Below are 22,738 nucleotides of genomic sequence, written 5' to 3' on the forward strand. Positions count from 1 at the left end.
GCGAACACCCCAGCGAACCCGCCGGGGTGTCCATCGTTTCATAACGCACCGCCGTCAGACCAGTTTTGCGTCCATCGTGATTTCGGCCGTCAGCAGTTTGCTGACCGGACAACCGGACTTGGCCGCGTTGGCGACCTCCATGAACTTTTCCTGTGACGCGCCGGGGATTTTTGCCGTCACATCCAGATGCACTTTGGTGATCGCAAAGCCGCCATCCTTTTCCTCGAGCGCCACAGTCGCTTTGGTGGCGATTTCGTCGGCGACCAGATCATGGTTGCCCAAGATCAGGCTGAACGCCATGGAAAAACAGGCAGCATGGGCGGCGCCGATCAGTTCTTCCGGATTGGTGCCCTTGGCACCTTCGAAACGGGTGTTGAATCCATAGGGCTGATCGCTCAGCACGCCGGATTCAGTCGACACATGGCCCTTGCCATCCTTCAGACCGCCCGACCATTTTGCGGAACCGCTTTTCTTGATCATGTGGTGTCCTTTGCTTTTCTGTTAGAGAACCATTCACCGAACAACGCCCTGACCCGGGCATTGTTCAATGATTTTTGCGTTCCGTGAACCCTAGCCAGCCGATGGCCAGGCCCGGTTCCTAACGCACATAGTCACACGCACGTCCCGGTCCGGTCAACTCAGTCGGCTGACCACAACCGTCACTTCGGGCTTGCGCCCGACTTCGTCATTGGCGCTCTGGCGAATGGCCTTGCGAAGTGCTTCGTCCAGCTTCGCATCATCGGTCAGAATCTTGTCGGGCAGCCGTCCAACAGCCTTCGCAAGATCGGCTTCCAGCACTTCGGTCAGCGGACTGCCCGAACGTCCGGTTTCCGGCAGCCCCATGGTTTCGACCCATGGATCGCCCAGCGGATCGTCGTTTTCATCCATGATCAGCGTCACGACGGCATGGCCGTTCAGCGCCATGCGGATACGATCGCGCACAACTCCGTCCAAGGCACCGATCTGCACCGATCCATCCAGATAGGTCCGGCCAGTTTCGACGTATTCCACCACTTGCGGCACATCAAACGACAGCGAAATGCAGGTGCCGTTCGGCGCCAGAACCGAGGTGCGGCCAGCGGCTTCCGTCATCTTGCAGTGTTCGCGCAGGTGGCGGTGTTCGCCATGCATCGGCACCACGATTTGCGGATTCACCAGATTCTGCAACTCCAGCAGATCGGGACGGTTGGCATGGCCGGATACATGGTACAGCCCATCGTTGTCGTCGATCACATCCACGCCCATTTCGGAATAGGCGTTAACGATCCGGAACACACCGCGCTCATTGCCCGGGATGATCTTGGACGACATCAGGAAGGTATCACCATCCTTCATCTTCATGCCCAGATACTTGCCGCGGGCCAATTGCGCACTGGCCGCCCGGCGCTCACCCTGAGATCCGGTCACGATCAGCATCAGACTGTTGCGCGGCAGGTCGCGCGCCTCTTCGACCGGGACGGTTGCCGGAAAATCGGTCAGCACGCCAGATCGCTCTGACGCGTCGACCATGCGCTGCATCGCCCGCCCAAGCAGACAGACGGTGCGCCCGGCCTTGACCCCGGCCACAGCCAAAGTGCGCAACCGTGCCACGTTCGAGGCAAAAGTCGTTGCCAACACCATACCCGGCTGCTGTGCAATCAGGGCGGTTATGTTGTCGCCAAGGCTTGCCTCGGAGCGGCCAGGATGTTTCGAAAACACATTGGTCGAATCGCAGACCAGAGCCTTTACGCCGCTGCGCGCCACCGACGCCCACAATTCCGGGTCATATGCCTCGCCAACCAGCGGTGTCTTGTCGAGCTTGAAATCGCCCGTGTGCAAGACCCGGCCTTCAGGTGTGTCGATGACCAGACCGCTGCTTTCGGGGATCGAATGCGAGATCGGCAGGAACCCGACCGAAAACGGCCCGGCCTGCACGGTTTCGGGCCAAGGCGAGGTGACCTTCACATGGGACGCATCCTGTCCCTGCTCTTCCATCTTGCGACGTGCGTGGATCGAGGTGAAGGCGCGGCAATACACCGGCGCCCTCAGCCGTGCCCAAAGCAGGCCCAGGGCGCCGATGTGATCCTCGTGGGCGTGGGTGATGAATATGCCGTCCAACCGGTCAGCACGGTCCGCGATCCACGAAATATCGGGAAAGATCAGATCGACGCCGGGCGATCCGTCCATATCGGGGAATGTGACCCCCAGATCGACGATGATGAAACGTTCTTTGCCTTTCGGGCCATAGCCATAAACATAACAGTTCATGCCAATTTCCCCGGCGCCGCCGAGGGGCATGTAGATCAGGTGTGATTTGCTCATCGAGCTTGTATATCCTTGTTGTACCGATGAATCACGGTCAGACCGTGCATCGTGAGATTGTCTTCCCAGACGTCAAATATTGGTTCTGTCTGCTGGAACAGCGGGGCCAGCCCCCCGGTTGCAATTATGCGCATCGGGCGATCACGCTCGGCCTTGATCCGTGCGCAGATCTCTTTCACAAGGCCCAGATAGCCCCAGAAGATACCCGACTGCATGCAGGCGACGGTATTCGTACCGACCACCTTAAGCGGCTTAGAAATGTCCACGTGAGGCAGCGCCGCAGCCGCATTGTGCAGCGCCTCGAGGCTCAGATTCACGCCGGGGGCAATCACCCCACCGATATAGGCACCGTCGCCAGCCACCACATCAAAAGTCGTCGCAGTGCCGAAATCAACGACGATCAGATCGCCGCCAAACATATCGTGTCCCGCCACGGTATTGACCAGACGATCCGGCCCCACAGCGGTGCCAAGATCGACCCGGACATCGACCGGCAGCAGGCAGTCGGGTTTGCCTACGACCAGAGCCCGGCAATTGAAATAGCGGTCCGCAAGCACACGCAGATTAAAGACCACGCGTGGCACGGTCGCGCTGACGATCACTTCGGTGATCACCGCCTCTACGTCGCGGAATTTCATCAGGGTCGAGAGCCAGACATAGTACTGATCCGCCGTCCGGCGCCATTCGGTACTGGTCCGCCAGGTTGCGATGAATTCCGTTCCGTTCCAGATGGAAAAGACGGTGTTGGTGTTTCCGCAGTCGATGGCCAGCAGCATATCGCGCCCTTCAGAAATATACGTCGGCGGCAGGAATGGTCATAGGCCCGTTGGATGTTATCAGCACCAGTTGCCCGGCATCGTCCACAGTTTCAAAGGTGCCGGTATGTTCGCCATCCGCCGTGCGGGCGGTAATCACTTCGCCGACGCGCGCGGCATTTTGCAGCCATTTTTCACGGATCGGCGCAAAACCCAACTGTTCAAGGATCGATTCCTCGGACGCATAAAAACCGGCAAGCTCGGTCAGGAAGGTCTCCGCAGTCACATTTGCCCCACCCTGTTCGGCAAGCGATACCGGCGGAAAGAGACTGTCGCGCAGCACCGGCGCACTCGTCAGGTTCACTCCGATCCCGATCGACAGCCAATCGATCTGTCCGCCCTTGCCAGCGCTTTCCAGCAGAATTCCCGCGACCTTGCCACCATCCAGCAGCACATCGTTCGGCCATTTGTTCGACAATCGCGTCCGGTCCACATGCAGCGCCAGAGTTTCGAACACTGCATTGGCCGCCAGAAAAGACCGCAGCGCCGCCCAGGCTGGCACGCCGCCGGGCCGCATCAGAAGTGTGGCGGCAAAATTGCCCGGCGCCATGTTCCAAGCCCGGCCACGTCGCCCCCGCGCGGCGGTCTGGCGATGGGCCATGATCCAGGTCGGACGATCCAGATCGGCGGCAATCCGCGACGCCTCGGCGTTTGTGCTGTCAACCTCGTCCAGAACGATCCGGCGATAGCCTTCGGGCCAGATCGCGCCGGGGTCAGTTGACAAGGGTCGCTGCCGCGGCAGCCGCCGCGCCCTCGATCCCGAACAGGTTCACCACGCCCAGAATCATTGCCGCCGCAGAAGCCATGAGGAACCCCCAGAGCACAGGCGAAGCGCCAGCCTCAAGCCCTTGGTCGTCCTTGCCGAAGTACATCAGGAACACGATCCTGAGGTAATAGAATGCACCGATCGCCGATGCGACGGCCGAGACAACCACCAACCAAAAGAGATCGGCGTCAAGCCCGGCCTGCCAGACATTCAGCTTGGCAAAGAAACCCAGCATCGGCGGCACGCCCGCAAGGCTGAACATCAGCACCATAACCGCCAGCGCGCGCAGGGGTTCGCGTTTCGAATATTGGCTCAGCGATCCGATGTCCGTTACCGGCTGTCCGTCTTTTTCCATCGACAGGATAAAGGCGAACGTGCCGATGTTCATCGCGACATAGATCGACATGTAGACGAGCATCGACTGGACCCCGAAAGCCGTACCCGCGGCTAGCCCGATCAGGGCATAGCCCATGTGCGAGATCGAGGAATAGGCCATCAGACGCTTGATGTCCCTTTGGCCGATGCCGCCGACCGCCCCCAAAAGCATGGAAGCCACGGACAGCAAAACGATGATTTGCTGCCAGTCGCCAACGATGCCGCCATAGGCGTCGTGCACCACGCGGGCAAACAGCCCCATCGCGGCCACTTTGGGTGCCGTGGCAAAGAACGCGGTGACCGGGGTTGGCGACCCTTCATACACATCCGGCGTCCACATATGAAACGGAACCGCCGAAATCTTGAATGCCATTCCCGAAATCACAAAGACCAGGCCGAACAGCAGTCCGACAGACGGCTGACTGTCGCCGACCGCAGCGATAATCCCCGAGAACAGCGTGGTTCCGGAAAAGCCATAGGTCAGCGAACAGCCATAAAGCAGCAGACCCGAAGACAGCGCCCCAAGAACAAAGTACTTCAGCCCCGCCTCGGTCGATTTCAGACTGTCCCTCCGCAAGGATGCTACAATGTAGAGCGCGAGCGATTGCAGCTCGAGCCCCATGTAAAGCGTCATCAGATCGCCCGCGCTGACCATCACCATCATACCCACGGCGCTGAGCGAGATCAGCAGCGGGTATTCGAACCGCAACAGATTGCGGCGGGTCATGTACTGCTCGCTCATGACCAGAATTCCGGCGGCGGACAGCAGGATCAGCGTCTTGGCGAAGCGCGCAAAAGCATCGTTGACGAACATGCCGTGGAACGCGGATGTTGATGTTTCAGCACCCGTGGCGATGGCCACACCCAGCAGCGCCATAACCGCAGCCGTCAGCCAAAGCAGCGGCCGCGCCAATGCGTCCTTGCCGAAATACGCCCCTGCAAGAAGCCCCAGCATGGCAAAGACTGACAGCAGGATTTCAGGCAGGATCTGGAAAAGATCGTTTGTCATTCTCTGAAATCCCTAGTTCTGCGCGGTCTGGCTGGCGGCGTGGAACGCCCCCTGTGCGGTTTCAACTCCGCCGATCAGATGTCCGACGGACGGGCTGATAATATCGAGGACAAGCCCTGGAAAGATCCCCAGCAGGATTGTCATCACCACAAGCGGCGCGAATATCGCCCGCTCGCGGGTGGTCATGTCGGTGATCGACCTCAGGCTTTCCTTGATCAGATCGCCCATGACCACCCGGCGGTACAGCCAAAGCGCATAGGCCGCCGACAGGACCACGCCAGAGGTGGCGACGACGGCCACCCAGGTGTTCGCCTGAAACACGCCCACAAGCGTCAGGAATTCACCGACGAACCCGCTGGTGCCCGGCAGTCCGACGTTGGCCATGGTGAACAGCATGAAGATCATCGCATAGGCGGGCATCCGGTTCACCAAACCGCCATAGGCGTCGATTTCGCGGGTGTGCATCCGGTCATAGATCACGCCGACACACAGGAACAACGCGCCCGAGATGAAGCCGTGGCTGAGCATCTGGAAGATGGCGCCGTCGATCCCCTGCTGGTTCATCGAGAAAATACCCGCAGTGACATATCCCATATGGGCGACCGAGGAATAGGCGATCAATTTCTTCATATCCGTCTGCGCCAGCGCCACAAGCGAGGTATAGACGATCGCAATGGCGCTGAGCCACAGCACCAGCGGCGCCATGATTTCGGATGCGACAGGAAACATCGGCAGGCTGAACCGTAAAAATCCGTATCCGCCCAGTTTCAACAGGATCGCGGCCAGAACAACCGATCCGGCCGTGGGTGCCTGCACGTGAGCGTCCGGCAGCCAGGTGTGCACCGGCCACATGGGCAGTTTCACCGCGAAGGACGCAAAGAACGCCAGCCACATCACGGTCTGCATGCCGCCGACAACCTGAATTCCCAGCAGACTGAAGGTCGACGATCCGAAATTATGGGCTAGAAGGGTCGGAATGTCGGTACTGCCCGCATCGACGAACATCGCCACCATCGCCACCAGCATCAGAACCGAGCCGAAGAAGGTATAGAGGAAGAACTTGAACGACGCATAAATCCGCTCGGCCCCGCCCCAGATCCCGATGATCAGGAACATCGGGATCAGGCCGGCCTCGAAGAACAAATAGAACAGTATCAGATCCAGCGCGACGAACACGCCCAGCATCATCGTTTCCAGCAGCAGGAAAGCGATCATGTAATCTTTGACACGGTGTTTCACATCCCAGCAAGCCAGAATGGTGATCGGCATCAGGAACGTCGTCAGCATGACGAACAGCACCGAAATGCCATCGACGCCAAGCTTGTATTTCAGCCCCATCATCCAGTCTCGCTCTTCAACGAACTGGAAGCCCGTGTCGGTTGGATCAAAGCCGAACAGGACAAACAGCGACACAAGGAAGGTCGCAGAGGTCGCGATCAGCGCCAGCCATTTTGCGTTGCCCTGGGCCGCCTCATCATCACCGCGCAGGAACAGCGCAAGGATCAGCGCGCCCAATGCGGGAATGAACGTGACGATGGAAAGAAGGTTATCCATGCCGGAACTCCGGAGAGATCGTCACCGGGGCAACGATGGAAACAAGATTAATCATGCTGCCGCCCGCAAAAACCGGAATCGACGGCTCGTTGACCGCCCCGCGGCGGCGGCTGACAGATTGCGCAAGGCCTCGCCCGGCAGCGGAAGGGCCGAAAGCCCCGTGGCTGCAACGCAGATGCCGGTGATGGCGCGGTGTTCGATATACATCCCTCATCCCTTGATCGACATCAAAGTGATCAGGATCGTAATGCCGAGCACCATCGCGAAAGCGTAATGGAACAGGTATCCCGACTGTGCCCGCCCCGCCATGCGGGTGAAGAACGGAATGATCCCCATGGCCAGGCCGTTGATGCCGCCATCGATCACCTTGCCGTCACCCTTTTTCCACAGGAACCGCCCAAACGCCTTGGCAGGACGAATGAAAATCAGATCGTAAAGTTCGTCGAAGTACCATTTGTTCAGCAGGAACCGATAGATCAGCGGTTGATTCTCGGCCAGACGCGCCGGCAGCGTCGTGTCGCGGATATAGAACAGCCAGGCGGTGACAAGACCGATCATCATGGCGATGAATGGGCTGACCTTGACCCAGACCGGCGCATTATGCGCGTCTTCCATGACATGATTGTCGGGTGACATATAGATTGCGCCCTGCCCCGGTACCGGAGCGTGTTCTTCGGTTGGCTGTCCCTCGGCCGAAGGCTCATCGGTTGCATGCGCACCCTCTTCGCCTGATGGCGCGGCGCTCGCATGCACCGCCCCCTTGTCCATGCCGAAGAAGCGGTTGACGCTGTCGTGGTCGCCGAAGAACGGATTGAACCAGACCATCCCGGACAACACCGCCCCGACGGCCAGCACGCCAAGCGGCACCAGCATCACCGTGGGGCTCTCGTGGGCGTGATCGTGGGTTTTCTTGTCGCCGCGCGATTCACCGAAGAACGTCATGAACATCAGGCGCCAGGAATAGAAACTGGTGAACATCGCCGCGATGACCAGCAGCCAGAAGGCATAGCCGGTGCCGCCGGCCCACGCGCTTTCGATCACCGCGTCCTTGGACAGGAAACCGGCGAAACCGATATGGGTCAGCGGGACACCGACACCGGTGATCGCCAATGTGCCGATCATCATTGCCCAAAACGTATAGGGCATCTTTTTACGCAGCCCGCCATAGTTCCGCATGTCCTGTTCGTGGTGCATTCCGTGAATGACCGAACCGGCCCCGAGGAACAGCATCGCCTTGAAGAAGGCATGGGTGAACAGGTGGAACATCGCCACGGAATAGACCCCGACACCGGCAGCCACGAACATATAGCCGAGCTGTGAACAGGTCGAATAAGCGATCACCCGCTTGATGTCGTTCTGCACCAGTCCGACGGTGGCGGCAAAGAACGCCGTCGTCGCGCCGATCACAGTGATGAACATTGTCGCATTGGGCGCGAACTCCATCAGCGGCGACATGCGGCAGACAAGGAACACACCCGCCGTCACCATGGTGGCCGCGTGGATCAGGGCCGAAACCGGCGTCGGGCCTTCCATCGCGTCGGGCAACCAGGTGTGCAGGAACAGTTGCGCCGATTTGCCCATGGCACCGATGAACAGCAGCAGGCAAATCACCTCGATCGCGTTCCAGTCGGCCCAGAGGAACCGCAGGCTCTCGTCGCTCTTGCCGGGAACTTCGGCAAAGATCGTCGCAAACTGGGTGCTGTCAAACACCATATAGATGGCGAAGATCCCCAGCAGAAAGGCGAAATCGCCCACCCGGTTGACCACAAACGCCTTGATCGCCGCCGCATTCGCGCTGGGTTTGCGGTAGTAGAACCCAATCAGCAGATAGGACGCGACACCCACGCCCTCCCAGCCGAAAAACATCTGCAACAGGTTGTCTGCCGTCACCAGCATCAACATCGTGAAGGTGAAGAACGACAGATAGGCAAAAAAGCGCGGGCGGTAGCTTTCGCCTTCGCGGAAGTTCACGTCATGGGCCATGTAGCCGAACGAATACAGGTGAACCAGCGACGATACCGTTGTCACCACGATCAGCATGATGGCGGTCAGCCGGTCCATCCGGATCGCCCAGTCGGCGACAAGACTGCCCGACTCGATCCAGTTCAGAATCGGGATCTGCCGGGTTTCGCCGTCGAATGACAGGAACACGATCCACGACAGCAGCGCCGCAAAGAACAGCAGTCCGGTCGCTGTCCACTGTGCCGGCTTTTCACCGATCAGTTTCCAACCGAAACCACAGATCAGGGCACCGACAAGCGGGGCGAAAAGGATGATGGTTTCCACTGCGATCAGCCTTTCATCACGTTGACGTCTTCAACGTCGATGGTTCCACGGTTGCGGAAGAAACAGACAAGAATCGCAAGCCCGATCGCCGCTTCTGCTGCGGCCACGGTCAGGACGAACATCGTGAAGACCTGCCCCACCAGATCGCCAAGGAATGACGAAAAGGCGACGAAGTTGATGTTCACCGCCAGCAGCATCAGTTCGATGCTCATCAGGATCACGATCACGTTCTTGCGATTCAGGAATATGCCGAAGATGCCGATCACGAACAGCGTGCCCGCAACAGTCAGATAATGTTCGATTCCGATCATCGGTTCATCCGTTTTGTTCGTTCGGGCAAGTCAGCCCAGAAATGAGTATCCGCCGAAAAGTACGATCAGCACGACGACAAGTACGACGATTGTATTGGTCGACATCGGTATTCCCTCCTGTCAAAGTCCCTGCCCCGGTTTCACATCGCGCACTTCCATCGCCACAGCGGGATCGCGCATCATCTGAGCGATAACGTCCTGACGTTTGACGTCCGTGCGGTGCCGCAGGGTCAGCACGATCGCTCCGATCATCGCCACCAGCAGGACCAGTCCAGCCAGTTGGAATTGCAGAATATAGCGGTCATAAATCAACATACCCAGCATCGTGGTATTGTCGGCGCCATCGAAATCGGCGGCCACGGCTTCCCGCAGTCCGACCGCTTGCTCGCTTGCTTCCCAGACGCCGAATGCGATGCCCAGTTGCATCAGGATCACGACGCCAATCAGCAGTGCCAGCGGCATATACTGCGACATCTCGGCCCGCATTTCGGCGAAATCCACATCCAGCATCATCACGACAAACAGGAACAGAACCGCCACGGCGCCCACATAGACAATGATCAGCAGCATGGCGACGAACTCGGCGCCCAGCAGCACGAACAGGCCCGCAGAGGACAGAAACGCGAGAATCAGCCACAGCACCGAATGCACCGGATTCCGGCTGATCACGACCAACAGGCCAGCCGCGACAGTTATGATCGCGAACATGTAAAAGGCGAATACGGCGACGGTCATCTTGTCTCCTCGCATGAATCGAACCGGAGCGCGACCGGATTAACCTTTGACTTGCGCAGCATGGCCCCGCGCGTGAACTCGGGGATCTGCCACGTCCCGGCCCGAATGTCGAATGCCTCGGGCAGGTTGGGACGGCTCAGCCGCCCCGGTCTCTGCATGGTTTGGGTGTCGCTCATGTCATTCACCGGTATGGCGCGTCGATTTCAAGATTGCGCGCGATCTCGGCTTCCCAGCGGTCGCCGTTCTCAAGCAGCTTGGTCTTGTCATAGTAGAGTTCTTCGCGTGTTTCGGTCGCGAATTCAAAGTTCGGCCCCTCGACGATGGCATCCACCGGGCAGGCCTCTTGGCAGAAGCCACAATAAATGCATTTCGTCATATCGATGTCATAGCGCGTGGTGCGGCGGCTGCCGTCGTCGCGCGGTTCGGCGTCAATAGTGATCGCCTGAGCGGGACAGATCGCCTCGCACAGTTTGCAAGCAATACAACGCTCTTCGCCATTGGGATAGCGGCGCAGCGCATGTTCGCCGCGGAACCGGGGCGACAGCGGCCCCTTTTCATGGGGATAGTTCAGCGTGACCTTCGGCGCGAAGAAATATTTGAACCCAAGTTTGAAGCCGATAAGAATATCGACCAGCAGGAAATACTTGCCTGCGCGGACATAGTCGAACTTGCTCATTGTGCGCTCCCCGGCATTGTCTTGATCTGGGCAACCGGCGTGCCGACAGCGCGTGTGCGCCCTGCCAGCCCCGGATTCATCCCCTGGGGTAATGTCTTTGGCGCCCCGGCAACATCGTATTCAAGGTTTCCAGCCATTGCTCAGCCCCCCACGGCCCAGCGGGCATAGGCGCCGCCAAAGGCTCCGAAATGTGCGAAGAACGACACCAGAACCACCCAGAACAGCGAGAACGGCAGGAACACTTTCCATCCAAGGCGCATGAGCTGGTCATAGCGGTAGCGAGGCACGATCGCCTTCACCATGGAGAACATGAAGAAAACCATGGTCATCTTCAGCACCATCCAGAACATTCCATCGGGCAGGAACGGCAGAGGCGACAACCAGCCACCAAAGAACAACAGCGACACCAGTGCACACATCAGCACGACGGCCATCAGCTCGCCGATCATGAACAACAGGAACGGCGTGCTCGAGTACTCCACCTGATAGCCGGCGACCAATTCTGATTCGGCCTCGGGCAGGTCAAACGGCGGGCGGTTGGTTTCAGCCAGCGCCGAGATGAAGAACAGGAACACCATCGGAAAGTGCGGTATCCAGTACCAATTCAACAGCCCGAGATCGCCGTCCTGTGCGCGCACGATATCGCCAAAGTTCATCGAGCCGGTCGAGATGATGACGCCGATGATGATCAGACCAAGGCTGACCTCGTATGAAATCATCTGCGCGGCGGACCGCAGGCTGCCCAGAAACGGATATTTCGAGTTGCTGGCCCATCCGCCCATGATCACGCCGTATACCTCAAGCGACGAGACGGCAAAGATGAACAGGATCGCGACGTTGATGTCCGACAGAACCCAGCCGTCATTGAACGGAATCACCGACCAGGTGATCACCGGTAAAACAAAGGCAATAAGGGGTGCGAGAAAGAACACGACGCGGTCGGCCCCTGCAGGCACGACAATTTCTTTCACGATGTATTTCAGGAAGTCCGCAAAGGACTGAAGCACACCGAAGACACCCACCACGTTCGGGCCACGGCGCATCTGCACCGCCGCCCAGATCTTGCGGTCAGCATACATCAGGAACGCAAGCGCCAGAAGCAGCGGAACAACGATCAACAGGCATTGCGCCAGAATCAGCAGCGCGATGCCCAGAGACGTCTCTGTGAAAAACTCAACCATGTCCCGCCCTTCGATCCGATCTTTTCACACAGTGGGTATGCCGCTTTCGCGACAACGATCGACCACGACTTCGGCGTCGATCGTCCTGACCCCCTGAGGCAACGCTGGCGAAATGGTGTAAACAGCATCGCCGCGCCAAAGGCCACCCTCTTCATCCACATTCGTGCGCACATGGCGCGCAAACCCATAGCCACGGATCAGCGCATACTGCGCCGCAGCACACTCGGCATAACGCGCCACGTCCGATGGCTGCAAGGCCCCCCGGGCCTCGACCAGAAAATTCACCAGATCGCCGTCCAGCAGTCGCGTCTGCACCCCGACATAATCCGGAACGAGCCCCAACTGATCGACCGTCGGATTCACCGGTTCACAGCCTGCCAACAACACGCAGGTGATGGCCAATCCGCCACTGCGGCCCATCGCACCCTACTCCGCCGCGAGGGGAGGAGACTTGCGTGCACGGGCGTTTGCGCTGAGTTCTGCCATCAGCACGCTGGCCCGGGCGATCGGGTTGGTCAAATAGTGGTCGGCGATGGCGGGGCGGAATGCCGCATCGCCGGTGTCGCCTGATTCGACCGCCTGCCAATCGTTGACCGGCACATCGTCGATCAGTCCCAGATGCGGAACCGCGTTGATCAGGGCGCGGCGCAGCGCGGCCAGCGAATCATACGGCAGGGTTGCCCCCATTTCGGCAGACAGGGCACGCAGGATCGCCCAGTTTTCCTTGGCCTCACCCGGAGGGAACGAGGCACGCAACGCCAGTTGCGGGCGGCCTTCGGTGTTGACGAACAACCCCTGTTCCTCGGTCCAGACGGCGGCAGGCAGGATGATGTCGGCGCGATGTGCACCCCTGTCACCATGGCTGCCCTGATAAATCACCAAGGGGCCGGGGGGAATATCGCCCTCATCAGCGCCCAGATTATACACGACCTCGGCCCCGTCCAGCGCGGCGGTGATGCCGCCTTCGGTCACGGCCCCGACGTCCATAGCACCGACGCGCCCCGCGGCGGTGTGCAGAATCAGCAATCGCGAATCGGTTTTCTCGGCCAGCGCCATCGCTTGGGCCAGAAGCGCCGCACCGTCTTCGCGGCACAGGGCGCCCTGTCCAACAATCACCAGCGACGGCTGGTCCAGCACCTTGCCGAAGTCACCGTCCAGCAGCTTTGCCAGATCGGCGGGCGCAGTGCCAACGTGGGCATAGTCATAGGTCAGATCGACCGCTTCGCCGATCAGACCGACTTCGGCACCGCGCAGCCAGGCCTTGCGGATACGGGCGTTGAGAACCGGCGCTTCGACGCGCGGATTGGTGCCGATCAGTTGGATAAATTTGGCATTATCGATATCTTCGATTGTCGCCGTCCCGACATAGCCGGATCGGTTGCCCGCAGGCAGTTTCGCTCCGTCCGTGCGGCACTCGACATGACCGCCCTGCCCTTCAAGCAGTTGCTTCAGGGCAAACACTGCCTCAACCGGGGCCAGATCGCCGATGAGACCGGCGACTTTCTTGCCCTGCATCGCCTCGGCTGCGGCCTTCAGCGCTTCGGGCCAGGTAACCGGCTTCAGCCTGCCATCGACGCGGACATAGGGCTGATCCAGCCGCTGGCGGCGCAATCCGTCCCAGACAAAGCGCGACTTGTCGCTCAGCCATTCCTCATTGATGCCATCATGGTTGCGGGGCAGCAGGCGCATGACCTCGCGCCCCTTTGTATCGACCCGGATGTTCGACCCAAGCGCATCCATCACGTCAATGGTTTCGGTCTTAGACAGCTCCCAAGGACGCGCAGTAAAGGCATAGGGCTTGGAGGTCAGCGCCCCAACCGGGCACAGGTCGATGATATTGCCCTGCAACTCGGAATCGAGCGTTTTGCCCAGATAGGAGGTGATCTCGGAATCTTCGCCCCGGCCCGTCTGCCCAAGCTCGGGGATACCGGCCACTTCGGTGATGAAGCGCACACAGCGGGTGCAGGAAATGCAGCGCGTCATATGGGTGCCGACCAGTGGCCCCAGATCCATATCGGCATTGGCACGTTTGGGTTCGCGGAAACGGCTGAAATCAACGCCGTAAGCCATCGCCTGATCCTGAAGATCGCATTCGCCGCCCTGATCGCAGATCGGACAGTCCAGCGGATGGTTGATCAGCAGAAATTCCATCACGCCCTCGCGGGCCTTCTTGACCATCGGGCTGTTGGTCCGGACCTCGGGCGGTGCGCCTTCCGGCCCCGGGCGCAGATCGCGCACTTGCATGGCACAGCTTGCGGCGGGCTTTGGCGGACCGCCGACAACCTCGACAAGGCACATCCGGCAGTTTCCGGCGATCGACAGCCGTTCGTGGTAACAGAATCGGGGAATTTCGATCCCGGCCAGTTCACAGGCCTGAATAAGGGTCAGGGCAGGATCGACCTCGATCTCATTGCCGTCGATTTTGATCTTTCGCAGATCGGCCATGGCTCGTGTCCTGTTCGCTCTGGTCCGACGACCGGGCAATCAGGTGCCTACCTGACCCAGACGTTCCTCGTTGCCTCACATTTGGAACACATCGCGCCCGACTGCAACGGCGATCCGCACAGTTGCATCACCATGACGCGCAGTTCGAGACCGATTTCAGCGGCAACTTCCCTGAAACAGCCATGCCGAGATCAAATCAGGCGCGTGGCGCGTCACTTTGTCAAAGGCGACCCGCGTCGTGCCCGGGACGCTTCGGCAGTGGGCGAGCGCAGCTTCGGTGGCGGTGCGGCGTGCTGTCGCCTCGCTCACCAGATTGGGCGAAACAAAAATCGCAAAGCTGCGACCGGCCCCTGAATAGAACACGCCGGCGCTTGTCTTGTACAACGCACCCGCGTTCAGATGCCCGTCGCCGTGGTGCGCGGTGCCATGGTGCACCCTGCCGTGAATGAAATGCCCCAGATATTCTCGCCCCGGTTGCGCATCATTATACGCGCCGGGGGCCAAAAGAACGTGATCGTGCAAACCTGCGATGTCATGGGCAGGGGCGGCTGTGGCCAATGCCACAGTCAACGCCGCCGCGCCAAAAAATGCCATCCGTCCCATTTTCAATTCTCCTTCAAAAGCCGCCCACTTGCCGTATCATTTTTAATTTCTTCCCGTCCGACAGAGCAATATCCCTCGGGCGACCCCGGTTTCGCTCCACGCCGGACCAAATCGGCACGCACCTTAGCGCGTAACTTTTCTTTCTCGGCCTTATTCTCGGTCAAATCCTCGATCTGCGCATCGGAATAACCCGCATTGCGCGCATAGCTTTCTATCGATTTCAAATAGTTATAGGCGCGCAGCAGCCTTGGTGAAATCGACGGGCAGTTCTTGCGCACCTCATCGGCCAATCCAATGGCATAGAAGGAATTCACCACCCGTTCATTCTGGTGCAACGGCACCAGAGCCGCAGCAGGTGCAGCGGCAAAAACGGTAAGCCCGAACAGGGCGGCAACGGTCAATCTGGTCATTTCGGTCTCCATAGGGAGGTTTCAGGTGTCCGCACACTCCAAAACACCGGGGTTTCACGTCCGGTTCCGCCAAGGTGCCCACGGCACCGCTGAATTGCAAGAGGTTTGGGCCGCCAGGCCCCGATCACCGCGAAGCGCAGGCACCCGATACAATCAGATCGGCGTCATCGCGCGCCACCAGCCAGTCACCATCGGCACCGGTGTTCCAGTCGATGTCCGAGCCGCCAAAATCCAGCAGGCAATGGGCTGTGGCCGGGAATCGCGCGCTTTCCCGCACCTCGGCCAATCCGGCACCCCCGGCGTTGACCCGAACCAAAAACTGCCGCGGCTGGTCGCCCTCAGTCAGTTTGGCGGCAAATGGCAGCACCGCCTCAGGTTCGGCGGATCTGCCCAAGCCGAGCCGTTCGGGCACGCCGCAGGCAGAGACAACAGCGCTGGCACATACAAGTACAAGCGCGCGCACCAATGTCGGATTAACTCGTCGTGTCATATTCTGCCCGCGCCCCTGCCTGTTGTCGCACCAGCCATAGCCGTGGTTGCAGATTCAGGCAACCTGCCGCCCTGCGTTGCATCGGTCCGAAGGACTACGTCACCCGACCGGCGTTGCATCACAGGTGCGACTGTCACTGATTGCCTACTCTGCCGCCACCGCGCTGACCCGTCCTGATCGCTTGTGTTTGATCCGGTCCTCGATCTCGTCGCGGAAATGGCGGATCAGACCCTGAATCGGCCAGGCCGCGGCATCGCCGAGGGCGCAGATCGTATGCCCCTCGACCTGCTTGGAGACGTCCAGCAGCATGTCGATCTCTTCGGGTTCCGCATCGCCCCTCACAAGGCGCTCCATAACCCGCATCATCCAGCCGGTGCCTTCGCGGCAAGGCGTGCACTGGCCGCAGCTTTCATGCTTATAGAATGCCGCAAGCCGCCAGATCGCCTTGATCACATCGGTGCTGTTGTCCATCACGATCACGGCGGCAGTGCCAAGACCCGACTTCTGGTCACGCAGCCAGTCGAAGTCCATGATCGCCTCTTCCTTCATGATCTTGCCGGGCAGCAGGGGGACTGAACTGCCACCGGGAATCACCGCCTTGAGGTTCGACCACCCGCCACGAATACCGCCGCAGTGACGCTCGATCAGTTCTTCAAAGCTGATCGACATCGCCTCTTCGACCACACAAGGGTTGTTCACATGACCCGAGATCGCGAACAGTTTGGTTCCTGCGTTGTTTGGCCGTCCGAACCCGGCGAACCATTCGGGACCGCGCCGCAGGATCGTCGGCACAACAGCAATCGATTCGACGTTGTTCACCGTGGTGGGGCATCCATACAGCCCCGCCCCCGCCGGAAACGGCGGTTTCATCCGCGGCATGCCTTTTTTGCCCTCGAGCGATTCGAGCAATGCGGTTTCTTCGCCGCAGATATAGGCGCCAGCACCGTGGTGCAGGTAGACGTCAAAATCCCACCCTGTTCCGCATGCATTGCGGCCCAGCAAACCGGCGTCGTAACATTCGTCGATCGCGGCCTGCAAAGCCTCACGCTCGCGGATATATTCGCCGCGAAGGTAGATATAACAGGCATGGGCCTGCATCGCGAAGGATGCGATCAGGCTCCCCTCGATCAGGGTGTGCGGATCGTGGCGCATGATCTCGCGGTCCTTGCAGGTGCCCGGCTCGGATTCATCCGCATTGACCACGAGGTAGGACGGACGCCCGTCGCTTTCCTTAGGCATGAACGACCACTTCAGGCCGGTCGGAAAACCCGCCCCGCCCCGGCCACGCAGACCGGATGCCTTCATCTGGTCCACGATCCAGTCGCGTCCCTTGTCGATGATCCCGGCGGTGCCATCCCAATGGCCACGCTTTTGCGCCCCCGCCAGCGTGCGGTCATGCATGCCGTAAAGGTTGGTGAAAATCCGGTCCTGGTCTTTCAGCATCGTCATCTTCCTACTTGCGCGGGTTTGCCCGGCGTTTGCGCCAGACCCCGTAAACCACCACCAACGCCCAGACCATAGCGGCCAGCGCGGCGAAATCGAACAGGAACATCACACGTTCAGTGATCATGCCCTGTGAGCCCAAAAACTGCACCCCCATCCACCCCACCATGGCGCCGGCGATCACGAAACCCGCAGCGCGCTGCTGACGGGCAAGCGAGTCTTCGCTGGGGGTCGGATCGTCCATCTGTCACTCCGGTGGCGCGGGGCCGTTGTTGCGTCGGGTGCGGGTCAGTAAATCCACCCACCGCCGACCTTTGTCTAAGTCCTGATTTTGCCGTCTTCGGCAAGCAACTGCGCCTGTTCGACCCAGGTATCACGGCTGACGCGCCCCTTGAACCCTTCAAGATTGGCATCGACCCAGGCCACTTCGTCACTGTCCCATGCGGCAATCTGATCAAAGTGGTAAAAGCCCAGGCTGTTGCACTGCTGCTCCAGTTTGGGACCTATCCCCTTGATCCGCTTGAGATCGTCTGACTTGCCATCACGCGGCCCCTCCAGCGCGGCGGGCCGGGCCCCGGCAACCACACCATGCTCCGGGGCATTGGCTGCTACCTGATCCACCGGTTCGGCCATGGCCGGCTTAACCTCAGGCGGGATCGGTGACGCGGAATCGCCGGGTTCGGCCGTCACAGAGGCCACGGGCAAGGGAGAGACCGGGCTGGGCGTGGGTTCTGCATCGCCCTGCGATAGATCCGCGGCTGGCGATGGGGCGACGGGCGTATCCTGACGCGCCGCCGACAGATCAGCCACAGGCGCCGGCCCGCGCACACCCTGCGCCATTGGCGCGACATCCGTCCTGCCGCCCCCGCCGAACAATTGGTACAGTGCCATAACCACCGCCACGACAAGGCCGGTCAAAAATGCCGACCCGAAACCGAAACCGAGCAGAGCCATGAGAATAAGAAAGACCACAAAGCCGACAGCGCCGGCAATCAGCCAGGTATTTCTGTTGTCCTGTGGCATCGCTTCGATCTCCCTGTCCGGGTGACGAAAATATCACCCCCCGGTTTCAATACTTAGCGCGTTTCGAGAATTCTGTCTCCTGTCCCGTCGCCAGCAGGGTGGCCTGAGCAACCCAGTCATCGCGAATCACCCGGCCCCGGAACCCGTCCAGATTGCGGTCGACCCAGGCGATTTCAGCCGGCGACCAACCCGCGATCTGATCGAAATGATAGAAGCCAAGCGAGTGGAGCAATTCCTCAAGTTTGGGACCGACGCCCTTGATCGCCTTGAGATCGTCCGCCTTGCCATCACGCGGACCGTCCATAGGCGCCGGGCGCATGGTGTCGGCATCGGCGATATCGCCGGCAGCGCGGCTGGCCTCGGATTGTGCCGGGGCTGTTTCCGATGTGGCGAGCGGGGTGGACTCCGAGACTGCATCTGTCGCCGGGCCCGCATCTGTCATCGGGGCGGCATCTGTCGCCAGGCTCGTATCTGTTGAGGGCGTCGTCACCGTCCGGCCGCCAGCCGCCAGTTTCATGTCGGCGGGATTTGCGGTCTCTTCGGCGGGCGCTTCAGCTTCGGGATGGCCGATCGTTTCTTCGGTGGCTTCCTGTTGGGTGATCCCGGTTTCATCCATCGGTTTGTCGCGCGAAGGTTTCGGCCCCGGAGTGGGCTTGTCCCCTTGCCCGGACGGCGGCATCAGATCGTCCCGATCCGCATCCTGCGATGCAGCCTCGTTGTGGGCCGCGCGCCACGGCATGAGCAGCGGCACCTCGGTGCCATCGATCCGTTTCAGCGTATCGCCAAGATCCGTGGCCAGACCGGCGCTTGCATTGTATTTGGCGCGGTCGTCGAAATATTCAGTCAGACTGGTCAGACCGCTGGCCGGTTCGGCGGCGTACCGACCGTTCTGCGGCCCGGGAACAGGCACCTTGCCCGCGGCCATGTCATCGAGCAGCGACACGAGGATTTCAGTGGTCAGATCCTCGTAATAATCCTTGCCGATCTGGGCCATGGGCGCGTTTGCACAGGCACCCAGACATTCCACCTCTTCCCAGGAAAACCTGCCGTCCTCGCTCAGCTGAAGCGGATTTGGTGCGATCTTTGCGCGGCAGACCGCGATCAGATCCTCGGCGCCGCAAATCATGCAGGACGTCGTGCCGCAGACCTGAACATGCGCAACGCTGCCCACGGGCGCCAGTTTGAACATGAAATAGAAGGTCGCGACCTCAAGCACCCGGATATAGGCCATGTCGAGCATCCGCCCGACGTATTCGATCGCCGGGCGCGACAGCCAGCCTTCCTGTTCCTGAGCGCGCCACAGCAACGGGATCACCGCACTGGCCTGACGGCCTTCGGGGTATTTCGATATCTGGCCTTCAGCCCAGGCCATATTGGCCCCGGTGAAAGCAAAAGAGTCGGGTTGTTCTGGGTGAAGACGGCGGAGCATCAGGTCGGATCCCTGTGATCTTGGCGGAGGGCGGAGCCTCCGGCGGGAGTATTTTTGCAAAGAAGAAGCATATGGCGCCTATCTGTCGATTTCGCCGAACACCACATCCATGGAGCCGAGAATTGCGGCGACATCAGCCAGTTGGTGACCGCTTGCCACATGGTCCATGGCCTGAAGATGGAGGAAGCCCGGGGCGCGGATTTTAGCGCGGTACGGCTTGTTGGTGCCGTCGGCCACGAGGTAGACGCCGAATTCGCCCTTGGGCGCTTCGACAGCCGCATAGACTTCGCCTGCGGGAACGTGGAACCCTTCGGTATAAAGCTTGAAGTGATGGATCAGCGCCTCCATCGAAGTCTTCATGTCGCCACGGGTCGGCGGCGAGATCTTTCCGCGCGCGATCACCGGCCCCGGTTCGCGGCGCAGCTTTTCACAGGCCTGGCGGATGATCTTGGTTGATTCGCGCATTTCCTGCATGCGCACCAGATAGCGGTCATAGCAGTCGCCGTTCTTGCCCACCGGAATGCCGAAATCGAATTCGTCATAGCATTCATAGGGCTGCGCGCGCCGCAAATCCCAGGCCATGCCCGACCCACGGATCATGACGCCGGAAAAGCCCCAATCCAGCGCCTCTTGCTCGGTCACCACGCCGATGTCGCAGTTGCGCTGTTTGAAGATCCGGTTTTCGGCCAGCAACTCATCGATATCGTCGAGCACCTTCAGAAACGGATCGCACCAGGCGTCGATATCTTCGATCAGCGCCGGGGGCAGATCCTGATGCACGCCACCGGGACGGAAATAGGCGGCGTGCAGGCGCGCGCCACTGGCCCGTTCATAGAAGATCATCAGCTTTTCACGCTCTTCGAAGCCCCAGAGCGGCGGGGTGAGTGCGCCCACGTCCATGGCCTGAGTCGTCACGTTCAGCAGATGGTTCAGCACACGGCCGATTTCCGAGTACAGCACCCGGATCAGCGAGGCACGGCGCGGCACCGGTGTGCCGGTCAGCTTTTCGATGGCCAGACACCAGGCATGTTCCTGATTCATCGGCGCGACATAATCCAGCCGGTCGAAATACGGCAGGTTCTGCAGATAGGTCCGCGACTCCATCAACTTTTCAGTGCCCCGGTGCAGCAGGCCGATATGTGGATCGCAACGCTCGACAATTTCGCCGTCAAGTTCCAGCACCAGACGCAGAACGCCGTGGGCCGCCGGATGCTGCGGGCCAAAGTTGATGTTGAAATTGCGGATCTTCTGTTCGCCCGTGCGGGCGTCTTCGAATTGTCCGTCCTTCATCTTCAGACCCCTTGCATGTTTGCCTGCCACGCCAGCGGCAGACGGCCCAGCGTCCGGGCCACAAATTCATATTGCGGCACCAGCCACGCACCCGCCTTTTCGCGCAAGGGCGCGGGCATGTCCAGCACCGCCCCTGCGTGAACCCGTCGCGCCCCGTCGCCGGATATCCGGCTGATCGACAGGAAGTCGCAGATCTGCGCCATTCCGTCACCGTCGAACAGATCTTCGTAGTATACGCACAAAAGCCGATCCGACGGAATCACCGCGCGCAGACGGGTCAGCGCGGCGGCATAATCGCCGCGGATCTCGATCTCATGCTCGTCGCCGCGCAATGTGCGGTTCAGGATGTTCTGCGCGCGTTGCGGATCGACCTTGCCGTCGGGACCACGCCGCGCCGCCATCATTCTGACATGGCTCCACAACCGGGCGATGGGATCGCGCAGCAAGTACAGAAACCGCACGTCGCCGCTCAGCCCCGCCATCTGCTGCAACCGCTGTTCGGGCAGCAGGGCATAGGCCGGGGTCACATCGCCCACGACACGCGCCTCCCCTGCCCCGGCCATGACATAGGCCTGGTAAGCATCGATATCTTCGCCCTTTGCCAGCACCGACAGCCAATCATTGCGATCCTGCACCCGGACCGCCAGTTCGGCGGCCTTCAGCACCGGCGCGCCATCGATCCGCGCCGCCAGATCATCGCGCCGCGCGGTGATCTGCGACACCTGTGCAGCAATGCGGCCATGTTCCAGCGCGTCAAAATAGTGCAGTTCCTTGATGCTGCGGAACCGGCATTCGGGGTGATCGCTCAAAGCCTCGTGCAGCCAGGAGGTGCCCGCCTTGGTCGCCCCGACGCAGAAGAAAAGAGTGGGGGCGGCCACGTTCAGCCCTTTGCGCAAGCGGCGAGACGACTGCCGAACATGACGGTCCGCGACAGGATGACGCCCGCCGCGAACGGCAGACACCGCGCCAAGCCGTCGGCGATCATTCCTTTTGCGCCCCGGCCTTGTCGTCACCCGGCAGGATGTATTCGGCCCCTTCCCAGGGGCTCATGAAATCGAATTGCCGGTATTCCTGAACCAGCTTCACCGGTTCATAGACCACGCGCTTCAGCGCCTCGTCATAGCGGACTTCGGTATAGCCGGTGGTCGGGAAGTCCTTGCGCAGCGGGTGTCCGCGAAACCCGTAATCCGTCAGGATGCGGCGCAGATCCGGGTGGCCGGTGAACAGCAGGCCGAACATATCGAACACCTCGCGTTCGAACCAGTTGGCCGAGGGGTGGACCGAAATGATCGACGGCAACATATCCTGTTCGCGCGCAGCCACCCTCAGGCGGATGCGTTGGTTTTGATACATGCTGAGAAAGTGATACACGACGTCGAACCGCGCCTCGCGCGCCGGATAGTCGACGGCGGTGATGTCGATCAGCGTCGAGAACCGACAGGTGCGGTCGGTCTTGAGAAAATCGACGAAGGACACCAGAGACGAGGGGGCCACCTCGATCGTCAGCTCGCCATGGGTGACGGAAAAGGCCACCACACAGTCCGGGCGCTTTGCCTCGATATGGGCGCCGAGTTCGTTCAGTTGTTCGTTCATCAC

25 protein-coding genes are annotated in these 22,738 nt (G+C 60.3%); all 25 read right to left on the bottom strand.

Annotation, left to right across the window (positions count from 1 at the left end; genetic code table 11):
* Positions 1–54 precede the first annotated feature (54 nt).
* Positions 55–480 carry an OsmC family protein gene (locus FQ320_RS01730; protein WP_148469379.1) on the bottom strand — a complete coding sequence of 142 codons (426 nt, stop codon included), beginning with the start codon at positions 478–480 and terminating at the stop codon, positions 55–57.
* A gap of 153 nt (positions 481–633) precedes the next feature.
* Entirely contained in the window at positions 634–2,301 is a 1,668-nt protein-coding gene (locus FQ320_RS01735) for a ribonuclease J (protein ID WP_148469381.1), read from the bottom strand.
* Positions 2,298–3,077, bottom strand: coding sequence for a type III pantothenate kinase (locus FQ320_RS01740; RefSeq protein WP_148469383.1), 780 nt, complete (start codon positions 3,075–3,077; stop codon positions 2,298–2,300). The genes FQ320_RS01735 and FQ320_RS01740 overlap by 4 nt, the downstream gene beginning before the upstream one ends.
* Positions 3,078–3,087: 10 nt before the next feature.
* Positions 3,088–3,840, bottom strand: coding sequence for a biotin--[acetyl-CoA-carboxylase] ligase (locus FQ320_RS01745; RefSeq protein WP_148469385.1), 753 nt, complete (start codon positions 3,838–3,840; stop codon positions 3,088–3,090).
* The gene (nuoN, locus tag FQ320_RS01750; protein WP_148469387.1) at positions 3,830–5,266 is read right to left on the bottom strand and encodes an NADH-quinone oxidoreductase subunit NuoN; all 1,437 of its coding nucleotides are present in this window, start codon (positions 5,264–5,266) and stop codon (positions 3,830–3,832) included. Before nuoN ends, FQ320_RS01745 begins: the two co-directional genes overlap by 11 nt.
* Positions 5,267–5,278: 12 nt before the next feature.
* Positions 5,279–6,820 (bottom strand): NADH-quinone oxidoreductase subunit M, encoded by a 1,542-nt coding sequence (locus FQ320_RS01755; RefSeq protein ID WP_148469389.1) that lies wholly within the window; start codon positions 6,818–6,820, stop codon positions 5,279–5,281.
* Between the two features lie 51 nt (positions 6,821–6,871).
* A complete protein-coding gene (locus FQ320_RS25480) occupies positions 6,872–7,027 on the bottom strand; it encodes a hypothetical protein (RefSeq protein ID WP_187393736.1) in 156 nt (51 codons plus the stop codon).
* A gap of 3 nt (positions 7,028–7,030) precedes the next feature.
* On the bottom strand, positions 7,031–9,106 hold the full coding sequence (gene nuoL, locus FQ320_RS01760) for an NADH-quinone oxidoreductase subunit L (protein ID WP_148469391.1): 2,076 nt from the start codon (positions 9,104–9,106) through the stop codon (positions 7,031–7,033).
* A 5-nt stretch (positions 9,107–9,111) separates the two neighbouring features.
* Positions 9,112–9,417, bottom strand: coding sequence for an NADH-quinone oxidoreductase subunit NuoK (gene nuoK / locus FQ320_RS01765; RefSeq protein WP_148469393.1), 306 nt, complete (start codon positions 9,415–9,417; stop codon positions 9,112–9,114).
* A gap of 120 nt (positions 9,418–9,537) precedes the next feature.
* Entirely contained in the window at positions 9,538–10,152 is a 615-nt protein-coding gene (locus tag FQ320_RS01770; RefSeq protein ID WP_148469395.1) for an NADH-quinone oxidoreductase subunit J, read from the bottom strand.
* The gene (locus tag FQ320_RS01775; RefSeq protein WP_148469396.1) at positions 10,149–10,328 is read right to left on the bottom strand and encodes a hypothetical protein; all 180 of its coding nucleotides are present in this window, start codon (positions 10,326–10,328) and stop codon (positions 10,149–10,151) included. Before FQ320_RS01775 ends, FQ320_RS01770 begins: the two co-directional genes overlap by 4 nt.
* Positions 10,329–10,333: 5 nt before the next feature.
* On the bottom strand, positions 10,334–10,828 hold the full coding sequence (nuoI, locus tag FQ320_RS01780; protein ID WP_148469398.1) for an NADH-quinone oxidoreductase subunit NuoI: 495 nt from the start codon (positions 10,826–10,828) through the stop codon (positions 10,334–10,336).
* 140 nt (positions 10,829–10,968) lie between these two features.
* Positions 10,969–12,009, bottom strand: a complete 1,041-nt coding sequence (nuoH, locus tag FQ320_RS01785; protein WP_148469400.1) for an NADH-quinone oxidoreductase subunit NuoH — start codon at positions 12,007–12,009, stop codon at positions 10,969–10,971.
* 24 nt (positions 12,010–12,033) lie between these two features.
* Positions 12,034–12,429, bottom strand: a complete 396-nt coding sequence (locus FQ320_RS01790) for a hypothetical protein (protein WP_148469402.1) — start codon at positions 12,427–12,429, stop codon at positions 12,034–12,036.
* Between the two features lie 6 nt (positions 12,430–12,435).
* Complete coding sequence (nuoG, locus tag FQ320_RS01795; RefSeq protein WP_148469405.1) at positions 12,436–14,454, bottom strand: NADH-quinone oxidoreductase subunit NuoG; 2,019 nt, start codon at positions 14,452–14,454, stop codon at positions 12,436–12,438.
* Positions 14,455–14,610: 156 nt separating this feature from the next.
* The gene (locus tag FQ320_RS01800) at positions 14,611–15,057 is read right to left on the bottom strand and encodes a hypothetical protein (protein ID WP_148469407.1); all 447 of its coding nucleotides are present in this window, start codon (positions 15,055–15,057) and stop codon (positions 14,611–14,613) included.
* 2 nt (positions 15,058–15,059) lie between these two features.
* Positions 15,060–15,467, bottom strand: coding sequence for a DUF5333 domain-containing protein (locus tag FQ320_RS01805; RefSeq protein WP_148469409.1), 408 nt, complete (start codon positions 15,465–15,467; stop codon positions 15,060–15,062).
* A 124-nt stretch (positions 15,468–15,591) separates the two neighbouring features.
* Positions 15,592–15,957: a hypothetical protein gene (locus FQ320_RS01810; RefSeq protein WP_148469411.1), complete on the bottom strand. Its 366-nt coding sequence runs from the start codon at positions 15,955–15,957 to the stop codon at positions 15,592–15,594.
* A gap of 144 nt (positions 15,958–16,101) precedes the next feature.
* Positions 16,102–17,400 (bottom strand): NADH-quinone oxidoreductase subunit NuoF, encoded by a 1,299-nt coding sequence (nuoF, locus tag FQ320_RS01815; RefSeq protein ID WP_148469413.1) that lies wholly within the window; start codon positions 17,398–17,400, stop codon positions 16,102–16,104.
* Positions 17,401–17,410: 10 nt separating this feature from the next.
* A complete protein-coding gene (locus FQ320_RS01820) occupies positions 17,411–17,644 on the bottom strand; it encodes a DUF5337 domain-containing protein (protein WP_148469415.1) in 234 nt (77 codons plus the stop codon).
* Between the two features lie 74 nt (positions 17,645–17,718).
* Positions 17,719–18,423, bottom strand: a complete 705-nt coding sequence (locus tag FQ320_RS26285) for an NADH:ubiquinone oxidoreductase (RefSeq protein ID WP_255509334.1) — start codon at positions 18,421–18,423, stop codon at positions 17,719–17,721.
* A gap of 46 nt (positions 18,424–18,469) precedes the next feature.
* Positions 18,470–19,852, bottom strand: a complete 1,383-nt coding sequence (gene nuoE / locus FQ320_RS01830; RefSeq protein ID WP_148469417.1) for an NADH-quinone oxidoreductase subunit NuoE — start codon at positions 19,850–19,852, stop codon at positions 18,470–18,472.
* A gap of 78 nt (positions 19,853–19,930) precedes the next feature.
* Positions 19,931–21,142 (bottom strand): NADH-quinone oxidoreductase subunit D, encoded by a 1,212-nt coding sequence (locus tag FQ320_RS01835; protein ID WP_148469419.1) that lies wholly within the window; start codon positions 21,140–21,142, stop codon positions 19,931–19,933.
* A 2-nt stretch (positions 21,143–21,144) separates the two neighbouring features.
* A complete protein-coding gene (locus tag FQ320_RS01840) occupies positions 21,145–22,020 on the bottom strand; it encodes a sulfotransferase (protein ID WP_187393737.1) in 876 nt (291 codons plus the stop codon).
* Between the two features lie 103 nt (positions 22,021–22,123).
* Positions 22,124–22,735, bottom strand: a complete 612-nt coding sequence (locus tag FQ320_RS01845) for an NADH-quinone oxidoreductase subunit C (protein WP_148469423.1) — start codon at positions 22,733–22,735, stop codon at positions 22,124–22,126.
* Between the last annotated feature and the right edge of the window lie 3 nt (positions 22,736–22,738).

Origin of the sequence: Oceaniovalibus sp. ACAM 378 (genome assembly GCF_008085915.1) — a bacterium.
GTDB lineage: Bacteria > Pseudomonadota > Alphaproteobacteria > Rhodobacterales > Rhodobacteraceae > Oceaniglobus.